The following is a 17,034-nucleotide window of genomic DNA, read 5'->3' as shown; positions in this document are numbered from 1 at the left end:
ATTGTATGCCAACATTTACATTAATGGGATAAAGCCATCATCTGGTCAGATGTCTGAACGCGGTTCGCGGATATCAAAGGTGCAGTATTTGTCCTTTTTGACACAAGTCCTTCATCCGCTGGCAAGTAGACCAGTTTCCCTTCTGAATACCTCATAGGGGATCCGATGGCAACATAATAATCATTTTTAAGGCTTTGCAGTGCAGCGACAACTGTTTCGTAGTCGCGACTTGATCTTCCGGTCTTTGCTGATGCAATACCTACAAGGGTATTATTTACCTGCAGCGTAAGGTGTAATTCCCATGTATCCTTGTTTAGGAATTCATGGACCATAATATTCATCACCAGGCTGCTATCAGTGTCTTTCAAAACTATCTCCTTGTATCTGACTCTAATACATAGTAAGAGTGAACACGTATATAAGCAATCTGTGTTGATTCTCCAAAATATGTACATGTTATTTCATTTCATGCGTATAAACAAAGGATTTATGGCCATTATGTGGGACATCAGAAGTCCAGGTCCGGCAATGCTGCCATAAAGGCTACAATTGCCCGTTTCCTGCCTGTCAGTCCTGCAAAAGAATCTATAAGCAGTCCTGTCCCTCAACGGGAAAGAGTATTTACTATCCACTCACCTATTAAATTAGAGCAATTTATTGATTAAGGCTTTTCTACGGGAACTCCGGACCTGAGTGGACGATCCTGCTCTTGTAATTATTAGTATTTGCCCATCGACCGGGCAATGAACCTATGGAAGCCGTGCATGCTGGCACCTTTTCCAAGATACATCATCGGACAACGACCGGTGATTATACTCAGCTTGGGGTCACCTGTCAGATGCTCCACATCACAGGTGTCGGTCTTCCAGTGTACCCAGAAGTTAGTTATTCCCTTTGAAGCCAACTTCTCTATAACTCTTGCAGGCTCCGTCTTTGTAATACCTATAATGGCATTCTCGATGCCCTTTGGGACCTGAGATATATCGGTGAGTGCATTTTGAACAGACTTGCCTGAAAGGTCAACGACGTGTACATTCTTACCTCGCTTACCAAGTTCTTCAATGGTCCATTTCATTGCAGGTTTTGTGTCGTCCGTAACGACCACAAAGTTGTCTTTTTCCCAGTACTCTTCCTGTTTGGTAACCATGCTTTGCCTCTTTGGATTGCTGTAAGACAAAACAAATATCTGTTAGTTTATATCACTTTCTAAATATGCTACCCGTCCATTGTGCCAATAGCCAGCCGGTAAACGACAGCATAGATTTAAATCAGTAGGTAAAAGATGAATATATGTCTATTATCTCAAAGTATGATCGTTTCTCCCGTGTGTATGACCTTATGGAAACGCCCATGGAACTGGTGAGATATGGCAAGTGGAGGAAAGAAGTTTTCTCCGGCCTGAAAGGAAGAGTGCTTGAAGTGGGCGTCGGGACCGGGAAAAACATCCCCTACTATCCTGATGATTGTGAAGTGATAGGGATAGACATCAGCGCAAAAATGCTCTCTCACGCGAAAAAGAGAGCTGCAGGCAAGAAGAATACTTCTCTTCTTGTGATGGATGCGGAACATATGGGGTTCGTTGACGACTGTTTTGACTATGTCATCACGACATTTGTTTTGTGTTCCATCCCTGACCCTGTATCGGCCCTCACAGAAATGAAGCGTGTATGCAAACCGGAAGGTTCGGTCATCAATCTCGAGCACATGAGAAGCAGCAACAGAGCGATAGCCTTTGTTGAAGACCTCTTCAATCCAATTACAGCAAGTATCACAGGAGTAAATATCAACCGTGAAACGGTCGAGAACATCAGAAAAGCGGGTCTTCGGAGAATAGAAGAGAGGAAACTTGCCATGAAGGATGTGTTCCGGCTGATAAGGTCAAAGCCATAGATGTCAAGGCCTTTAATCCGGGATGTTCATCCGAATATCTGCGTGAGATCATCGATACATAGCTTAACGTCAAAATCTTTCAGCTTGAAGAATTTCTTTGCCCTCATATCATTATCCTCAAGCCGGAGGTCACTCTCAACAAATCCTGCAGTTTCAAGTCTCTTCAGGTGAAGTTGCACCACCTGGCGTGAAAGGTTGAGATCCTTTGCCAGGTCGTATATGTATCTTTCCCGCTCAGAGAGCAGATAAAGTAACTTTAATCTGACAGGATGTGATATGGCCTCACCTATATTTGTGATCTGCTGAAGCGATTTTGTCATCGTGTCACTTTTCCGGACCTTTTGAAGACAAATCATATCTCATCAAGTTTTTCCTTGATGGCCTGTACCGTTCTCTTGATTTCGTCTACGTCCTTCTCAAGCCTTGCCAGACGTTCGTTGTTCCCGGAACTAACAAACTCGGACCTGTTCAGCAATAAAACAACTATTCCTACTATTAAAAGGATTATAAATATATTGAAAAGTACACCCCAAATGGAAAATGCACCATACATACCACTGCCCATCATAATTATTCACCTGCCAGATATTATTTTTAAAAAAGATATATGGGAGAGGTCCATATTATTGTTTTCTATCAAGTTACAACCAGACTCTGATTCCTTAGGTATTGTAACATCCGCCGTTGTATCCGCCACCATATCCACCGCTACGCATCATTCCACGTCCATTTTGAGAGTACTGTCCCCGATATCCGGAATCTGCATAAAAATCCTCTATGACTTCGCCTGTATATGCATCGATACGTCCTTGCTTGATGATACCTTCCTCATCGGCGTAGCTGAAGACCCACCATCTGCCCATCTGGTAAACATTGTCCTCTGTGATATTCTGTCCTGTCTCTGCTTCTGCGATGCTTATCGCTTCTTCAATGGTCGAGACTTCAAGTTCAACTGCTATATTATTGACTGTGCCATTGTTTGCATCCGTACCAAAGAACGGACATCCGGCATAACCGGCCCAATTGCCATCTCCATACTGATTCATTCTGTTAGCTGCCCATTGGTGCATGGAACCGTAAAAGCCTGCATTGCCTGCCTGTCCATTCGCTGCGGCCACTACTCCTACTCCCGCGGTAACTGCAATAAGCATTCCTGCAAGGAGTATTGCTGTTATTTTCTTCACTTTTCACACCTCTTTGTTTGCAGGAATTATTATGCCTGCATATGTAGTCTCTACACTACATATGTAGTACGTATCAGTATTTAAACACTGGGAAGTACCTCCATTTTTGGCAGATTTGTGCAGTACTTAAGTATTTACACTGGTTGCACTTATGCAAATGAGCTACTAGAGACGGCATGCAGAATCAATCTTTTCGGACCCAGTTCCCTTTAGAATCTTTTTCATATTCGTTCTTTACGGCACTCCAGGCAACCTTATGTGCAGTCTCTTCCCGGGAAGCGTCACCTCTCCTTTCTGAAGGGTCCTTGTACTGTTCCCAGGCATTGTTGAAAGCTTTCATGTAGATATCCTGTGCATGCTCCGGCAGGTGCTCACTGACCGTTTCCGGTAGTTCAGATCTATTTCCGTAAGGCATTTTCTCCCCCATATAGAATTGGGGATTCTTTTTTAAAAGTATTTGCATTACACCTGAAATACTCCCCGCATTAACAAATGATTACAGAGCTCGAACTATTATTATAACATGTTTCCCAATATTAACGGAGGGAACATCATGAGTGAAAAGAGAACATACGGTGTCCCGGCGTTGCTTTCATTTTTCGTGCCGGGTCTGGGACAAGTAGTAAAAGGCCAGGTACTTAAGGCTATAATCATATGGCTGGCCCTTGGTATAAGTTGGCTGCTCCAGTTTATCCTGATAGGGTTCATATTACTGCCGCTTATCTGGCTCTGGCAGATATATGATGCTTACAATAATTGAGAGGAGGAACACATACTCTCAGATTATTTCCTTTATCCCTGTAACCTTTCCGCCCTTTGCGCTGGACGCAAGCACTTCGAAGTCCTTGAAATCAGGCACTCCGGTTCCGCCTGAGTCCTCGGGTACAAGTGCGTTGGACCAGGGGCTGTTCACCATATAGGCGGTCCCTGTATGTGAATGATCATATCCTGAATTCAGGGCTTTTACGATTACCTTGCCAAAGCTGTTCTTCAGGATGAGTGTGTCCCCCTCCTTTATGGAAAGCTTTGAGATATCCTGTGGGTCAAGCTTGATGACGGCAGAGAGCTTTTCGTAATCTTCCCCAAAAATAGATGCTACTTTTGCAGAGTCCTGGAAAACATCCCTGTAAGTCACTATCCTCAGTTTTGTCTCCGGGGCTGAAAGGAATTGTCCAAATCCCATTATAATGCCTCCGATATACGCGTCATTATCTCCTCATCTGACAAGCGGTCAGTATCAACTATCTGTTTTACTTCGATCTCGATTCCATCCATGCGGACTGCAGACCCGCCGGTTTCCACGCCAACAAGGCCGCATGGAATTGTGACATTTGCCTTTACTGATGTCAGGGTATGGCAGGGGTCAATGACTATAAGGGGTATTTCCTCAAGGTATCTCACAACAGAGCGTGGCAGGCTTGAGAGTGGATCCGCACCGATGACCAGTGCCGCATCGACAGCCTTCTGCCTCAGTGCCTCCACTACAGAGTACTCCGGGCCATGCAGCACTTCCTCGCCACTAAACTTCACCCGGTTGATGTACCCTGTCTCTTCGAACAGGTTCTCATTGAAACCTCTCATGTTATAATGTCCTGCCATCGGGATAAGATGGAAATTGGAGACCGAGTTAAGCTTATCCATGAGCTTGTACAGAGGTTCACGATCATCAAGTGCATAGACCATTCCAAGACCTGCGAATATAACCCCGAATTTTGCTTTCTTGAGTATGCTCGCAAGTTCAAGCAACTTTTTCTTGTCAAGATCATAGGATGTCTTGGGGATCTTGCCTGAAAGCGCGCTCACCATAGCATCCATGAACTCGGCGTCTCCTTTGACAGGTATCTGGTAAAAGCCATTTTGACCACATATCTCTGCAGTGTCGGATTTCCTGACATCGATGGTTATTGCGGTGCGGTCCTCTTCCCAGCCCCTCTGACGCTCTTTACCTCTTGGGAAGTATGAATAGCGAGACATATGCCTGGGATGCGAATTTGCAGGATCTGCACCCCAGTATATTATCACATCGGCTTTATGCCTTACATCATCAAGGGTACATGTCTTCAGTTTCCCTTCCATGATGGCCTCAACCATAGGTCCCTGGCAGAACGATGATGTATCATCGATAAATCCGTTAGTCTTCCTGGCAATATCGATAGCTTTCTTCTGAGCTCCGGAGCTTGAGTTCGCATGGCCGAAGATGAGTGGCCTTTCTGCATTCCTCAGAATGCTTGCAGCTTCTTTGATAGCGGAGTCAATGTCTGTTCTCTCACCATTCACTGCACATTCCATCGGATTGGTGCATCCTTTCATGAACGCAAACCCTTTCCTGCACGCAGTATGGACCTTGTTCAGTTTTCCGCCTTCAAGTTCCACCCCGATATCATCACACAGGAGCGCGCAGCCTGTGCAGACGTAATAATCATTTTCCAACTTCATCCCCCTTTGCAGAAATCCCTAGAGAAGTATTATTCATCCCATCATACAAATTCTATTGCCTTTGTCGGACAGGTATCGATACAAGCAACACAGAGAATCTTATTCTCCCCGAAGCGACGGCACTCCTGGACATTCATGGCCTTAACAATACCATCCTCAACTTTCAGGATTATCCTGTCACATGTCGGAGCTTTTCCGCTACCTGCACCCATGGGGTCTGCTGCCACATTAACAGGGCATGCGACAACGCAATTCCCGCACCCGATACACTTGTCAGCATGCACTATCAGCCCGGTCTCGGTGACATTGTCTACAGGAGTGAACATACCGGAGAGCTTCTCGTAGTTGGCCTTGTACTTATCTTCCCTTACAAGAGGGGGGCAGTCCCCGACCTTGACCTTGCGGGACAGAAGGTCAACTGCAAAAGCCATGCATGTGCTTTTACCACATTCCTTACAGTTGGTTTTTGGTAGTAACTGATATATTTCCATTACACTTGCCATATATCTCTCCTGCATGCAGAATCCTTCTGCTCAAAGACTGCACGGCCGGTAAGTCAGTTTAGTGTTTAAAGAACAGTGAACAGTGGCAACTGCCATTTTCTTTGATCTCATCGTGATGGTAGACACAGGGGCATATGATCTTGCGGTCCTGCTCGACATTGCCGCTGACTATACGACACGGACAATACTGCTTCCCAAGTTCCGCTTTGTTCTTAGCAAGACCTTCTACCACAAGCTGAACCATCTCATCATCAGGATTTAATTTGTAACCTCTTCTCTTCGCATAGGAGGTCGCCCATGCATGCGTCTTATCCATAATGGGTTTAAGGTTTGTCATAAGTATCTCCGTTATCAGCTTTGACTATTGACAAATATAATCCTTTATACCATTAATCTATTTTCCCCACAAAGTGAATAAAACTGCAAATAAGAGAGTTACGGCTTGTTCTGCCGTACCCGCTCAAAGCAGCCTTGTCTGCTCTGTCTGCCTTGGAACTTTTACAACAAGGAAGCGGAAAGTACTATCACTTTCGTTCATCAGCCGGTGAGGTATCTTTGCAGGACTTTCAATTATCATGTCTTTTGATGCTTTTTCCTGCTCCCCGCCAATCTCTACGATACCTTCACCTTCCAATATATAAAAAAATGCGTCTACCGGTGTTGAATGCTTCTTAAGGCTCTCTCCCGGCTTGAGCTCGATGTGCATTACTTGTGCATGTTCAGTATCATAGAGTTTCTTCACGGAAACCCCGTGGGGGTTTTCCTTGTCTGCTTCATCCTTAAAAGATGTGGTCTTCATTTCTTTCTTCCTCTGCTTTTGTTTACCTTTAAGATACTAAATAGTTAAATAATTAAAGAAGGACCTTGAGGTCCTCTTCAACAGTAGAGTTTGGTCTGATGTTGAAATTCTCAACCAGTACATTAAGTACATTGGGCGAGATAAATGCTGGCAGTTTGGGACCCAGCATGATGTTCTTAACACCAAGGCTCAGCAGTGCAAGCAGGACAAGCACAGCTTTCTGCTCGTACCATGCTATGTTGTATGATACCGGCAGATCATTGATATCCTCAAGCCCGAAGGCCTCTGCAAGCTTCTGTGCAATGACCACCAGTGAATATGAGTCGTTGCACTGGCCAGCATCGATGACTCTCGGGATGCCACCGATGTCTCCCAGGTCAAGCTTATTGTAACGATATTTGGCACATCCTGCTGTGAGGATGACAGTATCCTTTGGAAGGGCTTCTGCAAAGTCAGTATAGTAATCCCTTTCCTTGTGCCTGCCGTCGCATCCCGCCATGACGACAAACTTCTTTATCTGCCCGCCTTTTACAGCCTCGACGATCTTATCAGCAACTGACAATGCCGAAACATGTGCGAAACCTCCCATAATGGTCCCTTCTTCAAGCTGTTCAGGAGACTCACATTTCTTTGCCTGCTCAATGATGGCGGAGAAATCCTTGTTCCCATCCTTATCAGCCCTGATGTGGGCCACTCCATCAAACCCGACTACACCTGTTGTGTATATCCTGTTGATGTAAGATTCCTTTGGAGGAACGATACAGTTTGTGGTCATGAATATAGGACCGTTGAACTTCTCGAATTCCTCTTTTTGCTTCCACCAGGAACCACCATAGTTACCCACAAAGTTCTCATAGCCCTTGAAAGCGGGATAGGAGTTTGCAGGCAGCATCTCTCCGTGAGTATAGACATCCACGCCTGTATCCTGTGTCTGCTCAAGGAGCTGTTCAAGGTCACGCAGATCGTGTCCGCTTATAAGGATTCCAGGATTACCCCTTACACCAATATTGACTGCTGTAGGCTCGGGGTTCCCGTAGGTGGTAGTATTGGCCTTATCAAGCAGGGCAAGTGTTGCGACACCCTTTGAGCCACACTCAAGTACAAGGGGAACGAGTTCATTGACACCCATGCTGTCATCCATCGTGGCCAGGAGAGCCTTCTCGACAAAAGCCATTACATCTTCATCCCTGTATCCCAGGACATTTGCATGATGGACGTAAGCAGCCATGCCTTTGAGCCCGTAGGTAAGCAATTCCCTCAAGGAACGGATGTCTTCGTTCTCTGTTGCAAGTATACCTGTATTCACATTAGCCAGGCTTTCCGGTGTTACCTTTGCCATGAAAGGAAGCTCCTGGCCTGTATTTGGAGATGCTCCCAGAAGCTTTTCTTTTATCCATTGGGGGAAGGATGAGCCGGATCTCTCATCAAGTACTTTTTCACTGACAAGTTTTTTCTTGATGCCACCCTTTATCTCAAAGCCTTCACTAATTAGTTTCTCAAAATCGGACTTACTGAAGTTGGTGTTTGTCACAGTGGCAAAAAGCCCGTCGATCATAAATGCATCTGTCTTCGGATCATTCAAATCGTGTGCCCTTGCTTTTGAGTTGTAGAACGCAATACTTTTCAGGACATAGATGAGATCATCCTGAAGGTCCGCAACCTCGCCTTTCTTTCCACAAACACCGTTCTTTGTACAGCCGCTTCCATTCAAAGTTTCTTCACATTGGTAACATAACATTTTTGACACACGCTTCCTATATTCGATATCTTTTTGATACTATGTTATTAGGGACCATTGCATATATACGGGACAGTTTCCAAGTGGATACCTTTAAAGTGAGCAGATGTTCTCAAAGCAGATGGTCAATCCAAAAGACAAGAAACCGATAGCTAGAGATAGAATAGACAATAAATAACTTGAATAGTCTGTAAAATTAAAAAGGATTAAAGAAGAACCTGAAGGTCCTCCTGGACAGTTGTATGTGGCCTGATGTTGAATTTATCAACCAGAACTTTGAGGACATTTGGTGAGATAAATGCAGGCAACGTGGGGCCAAGGGTTATGTTCCTGACACCCAGGCTCAGCAGCGCCAGCAGGACAAGGACAGCTTTCTGCTCATACCATGCTATGTTGTACGCTATGGGCAGGTCATTGATATCCTCAAGTCCGAACGCCTCTGCAAGCTTCTGTGCGATGACCACCAGCGAATATGAGTCGTTGCACTGGCCCGCATCCAGTACTCTCGGGATGCCGCCGATCTCCCCGAGATCAAGCTTGTTGTAGCGGTACTTAGCACAGCCTGCCGTGAGGATGACTGTGTCCTTGGGAAGAGCTTTGGCAAATTCTGTATAGTAATCCCTTTCCTTGTGCCTGCCGTCACAACCTGCCATAACAACGAATTTGCTTATCTTGCCAGTCTTAACAGCATCTACTATTTTATCCGCCACTGAAAGAGCGGATGAGTGTGCGAATCCTCCAACGATGGAGCCTTCCTCGAGTTGTTCAGGCGGTTTTGATTTCCTGGCCTGCTCGATTATGGCTGAGAAGTCCTTTGTACCATCTTCTTTTGGTTCGATATGGGTGACTCCCTCGCATCCGACAATGCCTGTGGAGTATATTCTGTCTGTGTATGATGCCTTTGGAGGTACCAGACAGTTCGTTGTCATCAGTATGGGTCCGTTGAACTTCTCGAATTCCTCTTTTTGCTTCCACCAGGAGCCACCGTAGTTTCCCACAAAGTTCTCGTAGCCCTTGAATGCCGGATAGCAGTTTGCCGGGAGCATTTCTCCGTGGGTGTAGACGTCCACGCCTGTACCCTGTGTCTGTTCAAGGAGCTGTTCAAGGTCACGCAGGTCATGCCCGCTTATGAGTATCCCCGGCCTGTCACGCACTCCGATATTTACCTTTGTAGGCTCCGGGTTTCCATAAGTGGAGGTATTGGCTTTATCAAGCAGTGCAAGTGTATCAACACCCTTTGAGCCACATTCCATGACAAGACCCACAAGCTCGTCAGCCCCAAGGCTGTCGTCGGTTGTTGCCACAAGAGCCCTTTCCATGAATTTGAATATCTCATCGTCCCTGAAACCAAGCACATTGGCATGGTGAGCGTAAGCTGCTATACCTTTAAGGCCGAAGATGAGCAGCGACCTGAGCGAGCGGATATCCTCATCTCCAGGTGCGTTGAAACTTGTATCCACGTCCTTAATACTCTCCGGAGTGACTTTTGCAACATCCGGCACATCTCCCATGGAAACATTCGCTTTTTCCAGCTTTTGCCTGATGCTGTCCCGGATTGCAAACCCTTCCCTGAGGAGTTCTTCAGCATTCTCTTTGCTGAAATTTGTATTCGTGAGCGTGGCAAAGAGCCCGTCTAGGATGAAACTGTCGGTTCTTTCCTCGTTGAGATCACGTTCTCTTGCTTTCAGGTTATAGAAAGCGATGCTTTTTAACAGATATATCAGGTCGTCCTGGAGTTCGGCGACCTCGCTCTTCTTCCCGCAGACACCCACTTTCATGCAGGCCTGCGCGTTAGCTGTTTCTTCACACTGGTAACAGTACATTGGTTACACCCCTTTTATCCTAATATCTTTTTGATACTGAAATATTGGAGGTACTTGCATATAAGTGGGGTAGTTTCCGGTTGTATACTTGAAAGAATAATATAAAGTGATTTAATGGAGTATATCCAAAAACTTGTCAATCACTTAGCTATTTAAAAGAAATGTAGTGTTCTAGAAGGCAATGTTTGAAAAACTTTGGATATATTTTTACAGGTTTTTATCTTGTTCTTTCTTCAAAAGGGCTTACACAGGTAGTTTTTGGACATCTAAATATCTTGAAGTCTGAATTATACTTGATAAAACTTCCACAAGTTGAGCAGAGAAATAGTTGATGTAATTCATAAACTGCTTTGCAAAAGTCCTCTACTTCATTCAGGGAAACATTTGCTGCAAACTCATTATTATGTGAGAGGAAATTACCTAGTATGGTTCTAGACTCAAGATAGGAAAATGCATCCATACAATCTTTTTTAAAATCCCCGTCTTTTAACATGTCATTGACGCGTTTTTTGGTGGGAGTAAAAAGATCAGATACAGTATACATTCCAGATGGCTTAAAAGGCACAGGTGCATTTGTGTATTCTGCAACTTTTTTCAGGAGCCATTCTAAATATTCTCTGCCGTTATTAGCAGCACTATTTATGTCACCTTCTTGTAAAAGGTGTTCTATTTTTTCCCACCTCGGTTTATATAGACTCCAAGACAGTCCATTTTGTAAATTCCATTTGTTTATAACAACATTTTTGAATTTATGTTCAATCTGACAATGACGTTGCTGAGAACGCAATTGTTCATACCATATTCGATCGTGTGTCGTAATTATCAATTGTTTGTCGGAAAATTCAGTGTATAATAATTCACAAATTCTTTGACGATGTGTTGAGTCGATTGTTGTGACTATATCATCTAATATTAAAAGTGAGCACCCCTCATTAAACTTTTTAGCAAAGGATAGAAATATACATAATCCTAATGAATCTAAATGGCCTTCACTTGTTAGTGCTTTAGGATGGACATGATCTTGGCCAAAACACTTCATTTTGAGTTCCGTACTTGCTCTCCTTGTTACCTTAAGCTGTATATCTCCATGAGGATCTCCTGGATGAAGATAAACGTAGTATTTGCTAATATCTGCTTGAATCAACGAATACAATTCTTGAATATTTTCTTTTTTGGTTTGTGAAAATGTCAAATACACTTTATCTGCTATATCGAATTTTTTTGATGTCAATATCTCTTCTTTTTGGGCTTGTAATAATGTTTCATACTTGGACTTTACGTTCTCCATAAATCTAACTGTAAATAGTACATTTTTTTCGTCTGCTGATAAATCTGTTATTTTAAGTAAGGAATTGGTAGCTTGAATACTCTCAGCAATAGTATCCTTATACATATTAAGGATTAAATTGAACTCTTCAGTAGACAGAAGACTTTTTAAATCGAGTGCAGTATTAAGTTTTACTTTATATTGTGTTAAAGAATCAATTAGAATCTTTAATCTCGAATAAGAGCTATTCATTTCAGGCAATCTTTCAATCTTTAATAATAATATATTTAGTTTTATATTAAGTTGTTCAATTTGAGATTCAATTTGTGACAATGATGATCTAGCTATTGAAGCTGAATCTGAAAGATTTTGGATATTATGTAAGCGCTTTTCTATTTCTGCTAATAGTGTGTTTTTTACAATCGTTTGTTCACATAAAGGACAAGTATCTTCACTATTCTCACTAATAATGCTTTTACCAATATCAAGTAATTCAAATGTTTTAAGTTTAAATTGGGCTTGTTCGTCAAGAAGTGGTTTAAGAGATTGATTAAACTTCTCCAAAGTAGTATTTAAATAGTCAAACACAGGTAAGTTTGAATAATCATTATTCAATTGATGCAAAACATTAATTTTATCGATATTTTTTCCTTTTAGCCCTTTCAACATTTCTTCTGCATGCTTCCCAATTTCCTGTATTGATTGTATAGGTGAACAATTTTTATTAGTAAGTATTTCATTTAAAAATGGAACCACATTTTCATTTCTATCTATTTTCTTATTAAAGAGAATAGACAACTCTTTATATAATTTAGTAATTTCTTTGTTTTTTGTATCTTTATGTCCTTGCAATTGATCTCTTACTCTTTTCATTGAAAGCTCAATTTCGTCTAATGATTCAATTCCAAGAATGTCAGCTATTGCTGAAAATCGCTCAGCTGGTTTTTTTATGATGAAAGCAAGAAGTTGTGCTCTTCGAAGTATAAAAGTACCTCTCTGAGTAGTTTCAAAATAATCTAATAAACCTTCATTTATATTGAAGTCATTCTGAAAAGTTCTATTAAGAACTATGTTACCTGGGTTAAAAGTAATTTCGACTTTTACATCATTTGGGTTAAATTTGATGTGTGGTCCATGATCTCTTAATGATAACCCTTGAGTTCCTTCTAAGTGAGATACTTTTCCAGTGAAAAAAAATTCAATTGCATCTATTATAGAACTTTTTCCCGTTCCGTTTTCGCCTAATATTAATAAATTATTATCTTCAAGTGGAATTTCAAGCTCAGGAATGCCTCTAAAAGCATGAATATTAATATTCTTAATCTTAAGAGCCATCTTCAAATACCTTATTAATAGCTTTGGATATTTCTTGTTCGGAAATAGTTTGAGAGTTTTCTAAAAGCTGTTCCAGTTCTTTGATTACTGAATCTGGAAAATTATCTGCCTTCTGCAAGTTCTCTATAAACTCACGCCATATTTTGTTTTTTAAAATCATTCAATATTTCCTTGTAATACGAAATTTAGTTAATCTAACTTAAATGTTTTGATTTTCATCTGAAAATGTTAAGATATTGATTCTATCCTTGTAATCAAAGAAAAATCCAAAACTATATCTCTCCTAAGGTCATCATTTCTGCAAAAGGGAGCCCCTAAAATGCGTATCGGAGTATATATCTGTCACTGCGGACTGAACATAGCCCACACTATTAACGTTAATTCCCTGCAGGAAAAAGCAAGCGGCTTAGATGATGTTGCAGTTGTCAGGGACATACAGTTCATGTGCTCTGATTCAGGACAGGACGCTATAATAGAGGACATAAGAGAGAACAAGCTTGACCGCATACTTGTGGCTGCTTGCTCACCACATCTGCACGAGCCTACCTTCAAGAGGGTGCTTGCAAAAGCGGGGCTGAACCCTTTCATGCTTGAGATGGCAAACATCAGGGAGCAATGCTCATGGGTGCACCAGGAAGAACCCCAGATGGCCACACAGAAGGCCTTCGACCTTATCAGGATGGGTGTCGCCAGGCTGAAACTGCTTGACCCGCTGCAGATGAAGAAAGTTCCTGTTACAAAGGATGTTCTCGTCATCGGGGGAGGGGTGGCAGGCATCGAAGCTGCGCTGACCCTTGCAGACTCAGGTTATCATGTCATCATGGTCGAGAAGGAGCCGACGATCGGGGGCAAGATGGCCCTGCTCAACGAGGTATTTCCAACAAACGATTGTTCTATCTGTGTGCTGGCGCCCAAGATGACCGATGTGCACAACCATCCGAATATCGATCTTATCACAATGGCACAGGTCAGCGAGGTCACAGGGTCCGTGGGCAATTTCAATGTGACCGTAAAGCGCAGGCCAAGGTATATTGATGAGAACAAGTGCAAAGGCTGCGTGGATGAATGCGGGCGCGTATGTCCTGTGGAGATATCCAACATCTTCGACTGCGGACTTGGGAAAACGAAAGCCATCAACATGCCTATCCCCCAGGCAGTGCCACAGGTAGTCTATATAGATAGCAAATACTGCGTTGGCTGCGGACTGTGCAAACAGGCATGTCCTGCGGATGCTATCGACTACGGACAGAAGGAGGAAACACTTGAGTTCACTGTAGGCGCCATTGTACTTGCCACAGGATACAGCCTCTTTGATGCCAAACGCAAACAGGAATATGGTTATGGCCTGTATCCAGATGTGATCACAAACATGGAGCTAGAACGTTTGCTCAATGCTGCAGGCCCCACCAGGGGAAAGGTAGTTGTGCCGTCCACGGGGCAGGTTCCCAAAAATGTAGCCTTCATCCAGTGTGTGGGTTCAAGGGACGAAAAGGTCGGCAATCCATATTGTTCCAGGGTCTGCTGCATGGCCAGCATGAAGAACGCCCAGCTACTCAAGGAACGCTATCCTGATATTGATATTAACATCCATTACATTGATATCCGCGCATCCGGAGAAATGTACGAGGAGTATTATATAAGGACCCAGTCCATGGGCATAGACTTCACAAGGGGCAGGGTTGCAGAGATAATGCCGGATGCCACGGGCAGATTGTATCTGCGTTACGAGGACACTCTGGCAGGCGAGATCCATGAAGAGCCGTATGACCTTGTTGTACTTGCCACGGGCCTGGAGAATGTTCCTGATGCTGACAGGATATCACGGGTGTTCAACCTTTCCAGGCGCCCGGACCGCTTCTTTGCAATAGCCCATCCCAAGATGAAGCCTGTTGATTCCCATGTCAAGGGCATTTACATAGCTGGCTGTGCCTCCGGGCCTAAGGAGATACAGGTTTCCATAGCACAGGGCAGTGCTGCTGCTTCCAAGGTAATGCAGCTTCTCTCAAAAGGTGAGCTTGAAGCTGACCCTCTCAGTGCCCATGTGAATGCCGATGTGTGTATCGGATGTGGCATCTGCGCTGATGTTTGTAAGTTCAACAAGATCAGCATGGTTGACCGCAAGGCTGTAGTGGAAGAGTTATCCTGCATGGGCTGTGGTGCATGCAGTGCTTCCTGCCCGTCAGACGCAATAACCATGCACAACAGTACCGATGAACAGATAATTGCACAGATACAGGCGGCTACGGAGATCAAGTCCGAGTTCCCGCTCATAATCGCATTCCTGTGCAACTGGTGCAGTTACACATGCGCGGACCTCGCAGGTACATCAAGGATACAGTATCCAACCAATATCAGAATTATAAGGGTCGCCTGTGCCGGACGTGTGGACCCTGCCTTCGTGCTTGAGGCTTTCGAGCGCGGGGCCGACGGGGTGCTTGTTGCCGGGTGCCGCCTGGGAGAATGCCATTACATATTTGCGAACTACAATGCCAAGCACAGGATGGAAGCACTCCAGGAAGTTCTCGGCGATATCGGTATCGATTCAGGCCGTCTCAGAGTCGAGTGGATATCCGCAGCCGAAGGCGAGAGGTTTGCAGGCTCCATCCGAAGTTTCGTGGAATATCTGGAAAAGATAGGTCCTATTGGTTCGGAACTGCAGGAGGGTCCTCAATGAGCGATCCCTCCGGAGACAGGTCATTGGCAGTGACCAGGGAAATGGATATAGATGGCTCCTGTTTCAGATATCGATTGATCACTGACAAGTCCGTAAAACTCCTTGATTACGATTACAAACGGTGTATCGGGTGCGGCATATGTGTCGGGCTCTGCCCCACAAAAGCACTGGAGCTCGGGCCTATTAAAGAAATAGCTACCGGGCTTGATGCGCCCCCGGTGATGATGGACCTGGATAAATGCACCTTCTGCTCCATGTGTGCCAGCTTCTGCCCGGTTGACGCATTCAGGATTACTTCAGAAGGTGATTTTCCGGAACATGAAAATTTCCCCGAACTGGATGCACATGTCCGCATGAATGACAAGTGCCTTCCCTGTGCAATCTGCAAGGCCGCCTGTCCAGAAGATGCCATCGATGTTGAGTTTACTTTTAAGAAAAAGGAAGAGATAGCGCCCCTCAAAGATAAGTCAGGAGGAGACGTGGAAGGCGAGATAGAGATAGATACGGACAAGTGCAATTTCTGTGGCCTTTGCGCGCAGTTCTGTGATGCTTTCCTTCTCGTCGAAAAAGAGCTGACTCCCAATGACCCGTCACCATTTGAGCTTTTGCTGGTGGATGAGGACAAATGCGATTACTGCGTACTTTGCCAGGATCTCTGTCCCGAGGAAGCAATACGTGTAAAGGGAGAAAGGTGTGGTGAGGCCCCGAAGATCGAAGGAAGACTGGTAGTGGATGATGACAAGTGTACCAGGTGCACATGGTGCCAGGTGGTATGTCCTTATGAGGCCGTCGATATTAAGAAGCCCTTTGAAGGTGAGATCTCTCTTATAGATGCCAATATCAGTAAGTGCGACCCTCAGGGCTGCCATGGCTGCTTCAATGTCTGCCCTTCCCATCTCTGGTACGTCCCGGAGGACGGCAAAAACAACATTGCGATAAAAGAAGACTACTGCATCTACTGTGGTGCCTGTGTCAATGCTTGTCCAAAGGATGTAATGAAGGTTTCTCGCTCTGAAGTATCCCATACTGCCATCCCTGACTCTCCATGGGCCGGCCAATGGCGTGATGCAGTCGATTCCATAAAGACTGGAGAACGGAATTATCCTGACATTTCAAGGACCCTTGAAGTTGAGAAAGAGCTTCCCCGTGAGCATGTTGAGGTGGAAATGCCGGATATTGACCCTTCCCATCTGGAAGCTGCCAGAAAGCGCCTGGAAAAAGCAGGTTCCATGCTTAGCAATGCTAAATATCGGAAAGGTGTGGAAGCGAAAGCCAGTGAGTCCGGCGGAGAAAAAGAATAATGTCTTTTTTCTGAAGTAGATTTAGATTATATTTTCAAACTCACCAAGCTTCCCATCTTCACAACTAGCAGGTGTTTGAATTGT

19 protein-coding genes are annotated in these 17,034 nt (G+C 44.2%); 4 read left to right on the top strand and 15 right to left on the bottom strand.

From position 1 onward, the window contains the following. Positions 1 to 20 precede the first annotated feature (20 nt). Both QZZ22_RS09395 and QZZ22_RS09390 read right to left on the bottom strand, forming a co-directional pair. The gene (locus tag QZZ22_RS09395) at positions 21 to 368 is read right to left on the bottom strand and encodes a hypothetical protein (protein WP_292464301.1); all 348 of its coding nucleotides are present in this window, start codon (positions 366 to 368) and stop codon (positions 21 to 23) included. A 350-nt stretch (positions 369 to 718) separates the two neighbouring features. Further along, entirely contained in the window at positions 719 to 1,147 is a 429-nt protein-coding gene (locus tag QZZ22_RS09390) for a hypothetical protein (protein WP_292464300.1), read from the bottom strand. Between the two features lie 143 nt (positions 1,148 to 1,290). Here QZZ22_RS09390 and QZZ22_RS09385 point away from each other — a divergent pair, with 143 nt between their 5' ends. Beyond that, a complete protein-coding gene (locus QZZ22_RS09385) occupies positions 1,291 to 1,890 on the top strand; it encodes a methyltransferase domain-containing protein (protein ID WP_292464299.1) in 600 nt (199 codons plus the stop codon). 26 nt (positions 1,891 to 1,916) lie between these two features. Here QZZ22_RS09385 and QZZ22_RS09380 read toward each other — a convergent pair whose 3' ends face one another. The 4 genes from QZZ22_RS09380 to chaB form a co-directional block, all read right to left on the bottom strand. After that, entirely contained in the window at positions 1,917 to 2,210 is a 294-nt protein-coding gene (locus tag QZZ22_RS09380; RefSeq protein WP_292464298.1) for a winged helix-turn-helix domain-containing protein, read from the bottom strand. A 32-nt stretch (positions 2,211 to 2,242) separates the two neighbouring features. Continuing rightward, on the bottom strand, positions 2,243 to 2,458 hold the full coding sequence (locus tag QZZ22_RS09375; protein WP_292464297.1) for a hypothetical protein: 216 nt from the start codon (positions 2,456 to 2,458) through the stop codon (positions 2,243 to 2,245). 94 nt (positions 2,459 to 2,552) lie between these two features. After that, the gene (locus tag QZZ22_RS09370; protein WP_292464296.1) at positions 2,553 to 3,074 is read right to left on the bottom strand and encodes a PepSY domain-containing protein; all 522 of its coding nucleotides are present in this window, start codon (positions 3,072 to 3,074) and stop codon (positions 2,553 to 2,555) included. Positions 3,075 to 3,258: 184 nt separating this feature from the next. Further along, positions 3,259 to 3,489: a putative cation transport regulator ChaB gene (gene chaB, locus QZZ22_RS09365; RefSeq protein ID WP_292464295.1), complete on the bottom strand. Its 231-nt coding sequence runs from the start codon at positions 3,487 to 3,489 to the stop codon at positions 3,259 to 3,261. 138 nt (positions 3,490 to 3,627) lie between these two features. Here chaB and QZZ22_RS09360 point away from each other — a divergent pair, with 138 nt between their 5' ends. Beyond that, positions 3,628 to 3,834 (top strand): hypothetical protein, encoded by a 207-nt coding sequence (locus tag QZZ22_RS09360; RefSeq protein ID WP_292464294.1) that lies wholly within the window; start codon positions 3,628 to 3,630, stop codon positions 3,832 to 3,834. 18 nt (positions 3,835 to 3,852) lie between these two features. On the opposite strand, the gene QZZ22_RS09355 is transcribed toward QZZ22_RS09360, so the two are convergent. The 9 genes from QZZ22_RS09355 to QZZ22_RS09315 all read right to left on the bottom strand — a co-directional run bounded on the left by QZZ22_RS09355 (position 3,853) and on the right by QZZ22_RS09315 (position 13,135). After that, positions 3,853 to 4,257 (bottom strand): molybdopterin dinucleotide binding domain-containing protein, encoded by a 405-nt coding sequence (locus QZZ22_RS09355; protein WP_292464293.1) that lies wholly within the window; start codon positions 4,255 to 4,257, stop codon positions 3,853 to 3,855. Then, a complete protein-coding gene (locus QZZ22_RS09350; RefSeq protein ID WP_292464292.1) occupies positions 4,257 to 5,504 on the bottom strand; it encodes a formylmethanofuran dehydrogenase subunit B in 1,248 nt (415 codons plus the stop codon). Before QZZ22_RS09350 ends, QZZ22_RS09355 begins: the two co-directional genes overlap by 1 nt. A 47-nt stretch (positions 5,505 to 5,551) precedes the next feature. Next, positions 5,552 to 6,013, bottom strand: a complete 462-nt coding sequence (locus QZZ22_RS09345; protein WP_292464796.1) for a (Fe-S)-binding protein — start codon at positions 6,011 to 6,013, stop codon at positions 5,552 to 5,554. Between the two features lie 58 nt (positions 6,014 to 6,071). Then, positions 6,072 to 6,350, bottom strand: coding sequence for a ferredoxin-thioredoxin reductase catalytic domain-containing protein (locus tag QZZ22_RS09340; RefSeq protein ID WP_292464291.1), 279 nt, complete (start codon positions 6,348 to 6,350; stop codon positions 6,072 to 6,074). A 123-nt stretch (positions 6,351 to 6,473) separates the two neighbouring features. Next, positions 6,474 to 6,812 (bottom strand): cupin domain-containing protein, encoded by a 339-nt coding sequence (locus tag QZZ22_RS09335; protein WP_292464289.1) that lies wholly within the window; start codon positions 6,810 to 6,812, stop codon positions 6,474 to 6,476. Positions 6,813 to 6,864: 52 nt separating this feature from the next. Further along, positions 6,865 to 8,550, bottom strand: coding sequence for a hydroxylamine reductase (gene hcp / locus QZZ22_RS09330; protein ID WP_292464288.1), 1,686 nt, complete (start codon positions 8,548 to 8,550; stop codon positions 6,865 to 6,867). 206 nt (positions 8,551 to 8,756) lie between these two features. Then, complete coding sequence (hcp, locus tag QZZ22_RS09325; RefSeq protein ID WP_292464287.1) at positions 8,757 to 10,373, bottom strand: hydroxylamine reductase; 1,617 nt, start codon at positions 10,371 to 10,373, stop codon at positions 8,757 to 8,759. A gap of 217 nt (positions 10,374 to 10,590) precedes the next feature. Beyond that, the gene (locus QZZ22_RS09320; RefSeq protein WP_292464285.1) at positions 10,591 to 12,975 is read right to left on the bottom strand and encodes an AAA family ATPase; all 2,385 of its coding nucleotides are present in this window, start codon (positions 12,973 to 12,975) and stop codon (positions 10,591 to 10,593) included. After that, complete coding sequence (locus QZZ22_RS09315; protein ID WP_292464284.1) at positions 12,965 to 13,135, bottom strand: hypothetical protein; 171 nt, start codon at positions 13,133 to 13,135, stop codon at positions 12,965 to 12,967. The genes QZZ22_RS09320 and QZZ22_RS09315 overlap by 11 nt, the downstream gene beginning before the upstream one ends. 159 nt (positions 13,136 to 13,294) lie before the next feature. On the opposite strand from QZZ22_RS09315, the gene hdrA2 reads away from it, so the two are divergent. After that, positions 13,295 to 15,649, top strand: coding sequence for a CoB-CoM heterodisulfide reductase HdrA2 (gene hdrA2, locus QZZ22_RS09310; RefSeq protein WP_292464283.1), 2,355 nt, complete (start codon positions 13,295 to 13,297; stop codon positions 15,647 to 15,649). Continuing rightward, positions 15,646 to 16,950, top strand: coding sequence for a 4Fe-4S binding protein (locus QZZ22_RS09305; RefSeq protein WP_292464281.1), 1,305 nt, complete (start codon positions 15,646 to 15,648; stop codon positions 16,948 to 16,950). Before hdrA2 ends, QZZ22_RS09305 begins: the two co-directional genes overlap by 4 nt. Positions 16,951 to 17,034 lie beyond the last annotated feature (84 nt).

It is taken from the genome of Methanolobus sp., from assembly GCF_016278365.1.
In the GTDB taxonomy this organism is placed as follows: Archaea; Halobacteriota; Methanosarcinia; order Methanosarcinales; family Methanosarcinaceae; genus Methanolobus.
Note: the sequence above shows the minus strand (reverse complement) of the source record. Positions and strands in the feature narration are given on the sequence as shown.

Coding starts and splice junctions, on each gene's coding strand:
- QZZ22_RS09390 (WP_292464300.1), bottom strand. CDS start 1,147: ATGGTTACCAAACAGGAAGAGTACTGGGAAAAAGACAACTTTGTGGTC.
- QZZ22_RS09385 (WP_292464299.1), top strand. CDS start 1,291: ATGTCTATTATCTCAAAGTATGATCGTTTCTCCCGTGTGTATGACCTT.
- QZZ22_RS09380 (WP_292464298.1), bottom strand. CDS start 2,210: ATGACAAAATCGCTTCAGCAGATCACAAATATAGGTGAGGCCATATCA.
- QZZ22_RS09375 (WP_292464297.1), bottom strand. CDS start 2,458: ATGATGGGCAGTGGTATGTATGGTGCATTTTCCATTTGGGGTGTACTT.
- chaB (WP_292464295.1), bottom strand. CDS start 3,489: ATGCCTTACGGAAATAGATCTGAACTACCGGAAACGGTCAGTGAGCAC.
- QZZ22_RS09360 (WP_292464294.1), top strand. CDS start 3,628: ATGAGTGAAAAGAGAACATACGGTGTCCCGGCGTTGCTTTCATTTTTC.
- QZZ22_RS09355 (WP_292464293.1), bottom strand. CDS start 4,257: ATGGGATTTGGACAATTCCTTTCAGCCCCGGAGACAAAACTGAGGATA.
- QZZ22_RS09345 (WP_292464796.1), bottom strand. CDS start 6,013: ATGGCAAGTGTAATGGAAATATATCAGTTACTACCAAAAACCAACTGT.
- QZZ22_RS09340 (WP_292464291.1), bottom strand. CDS start 6,350: ATGACAAACCTTAAACCCATTATGGATAAGACGCATGCATGGGCGACC.
- QZZ22_RS09335 (WP_292464289.1), bottom strand. CDS start 6,812: ATGAAGACCACATCTTTTAAGGATGAAGCAGACAAGGAAAACCCCCAC.
- hcp (WP_292464288.1), bottom strand. CDS start 8,550: ATGTTATGTTACCAATGTGAAGAAACTTTGAATGGAAGCGGCTGTACA.
- hcp (WP_292464287.1), bottom strand. CDS start 10,373: ATGTACTGTTACCAGTGTGAAGAAACAGCTAACGCGCAGGCCTGCATG.
- QZZ22_RS09320 (WP_292464285.1), bottom strand. CDS start 12,975: ATGGCTCTTAAGATTAAGAATATTAATATTCATGCTTTTAGAGGCATT.
- QZZ22_RS09315 (WP_292464284.1), bottom strand. CDS start 13,135: ATGATTTTAAAAAACAAAATATGGCGTGAGTTTATAGAGAACTTGCAG.
- hdrA2 (WP_292464283.1), top strand. CDS start 13,295: ATGCGTATCGGAGTATATATCTGTCACTGCGGACTGAACATAGCCCAC.
- QZZ22_RS09305 (WP_292464281.1), top strand. CDS start 15,646: ATGAGCGATCCCTCCGGAGACAGGTCATTGGCAGTGACCAGGGAAATG.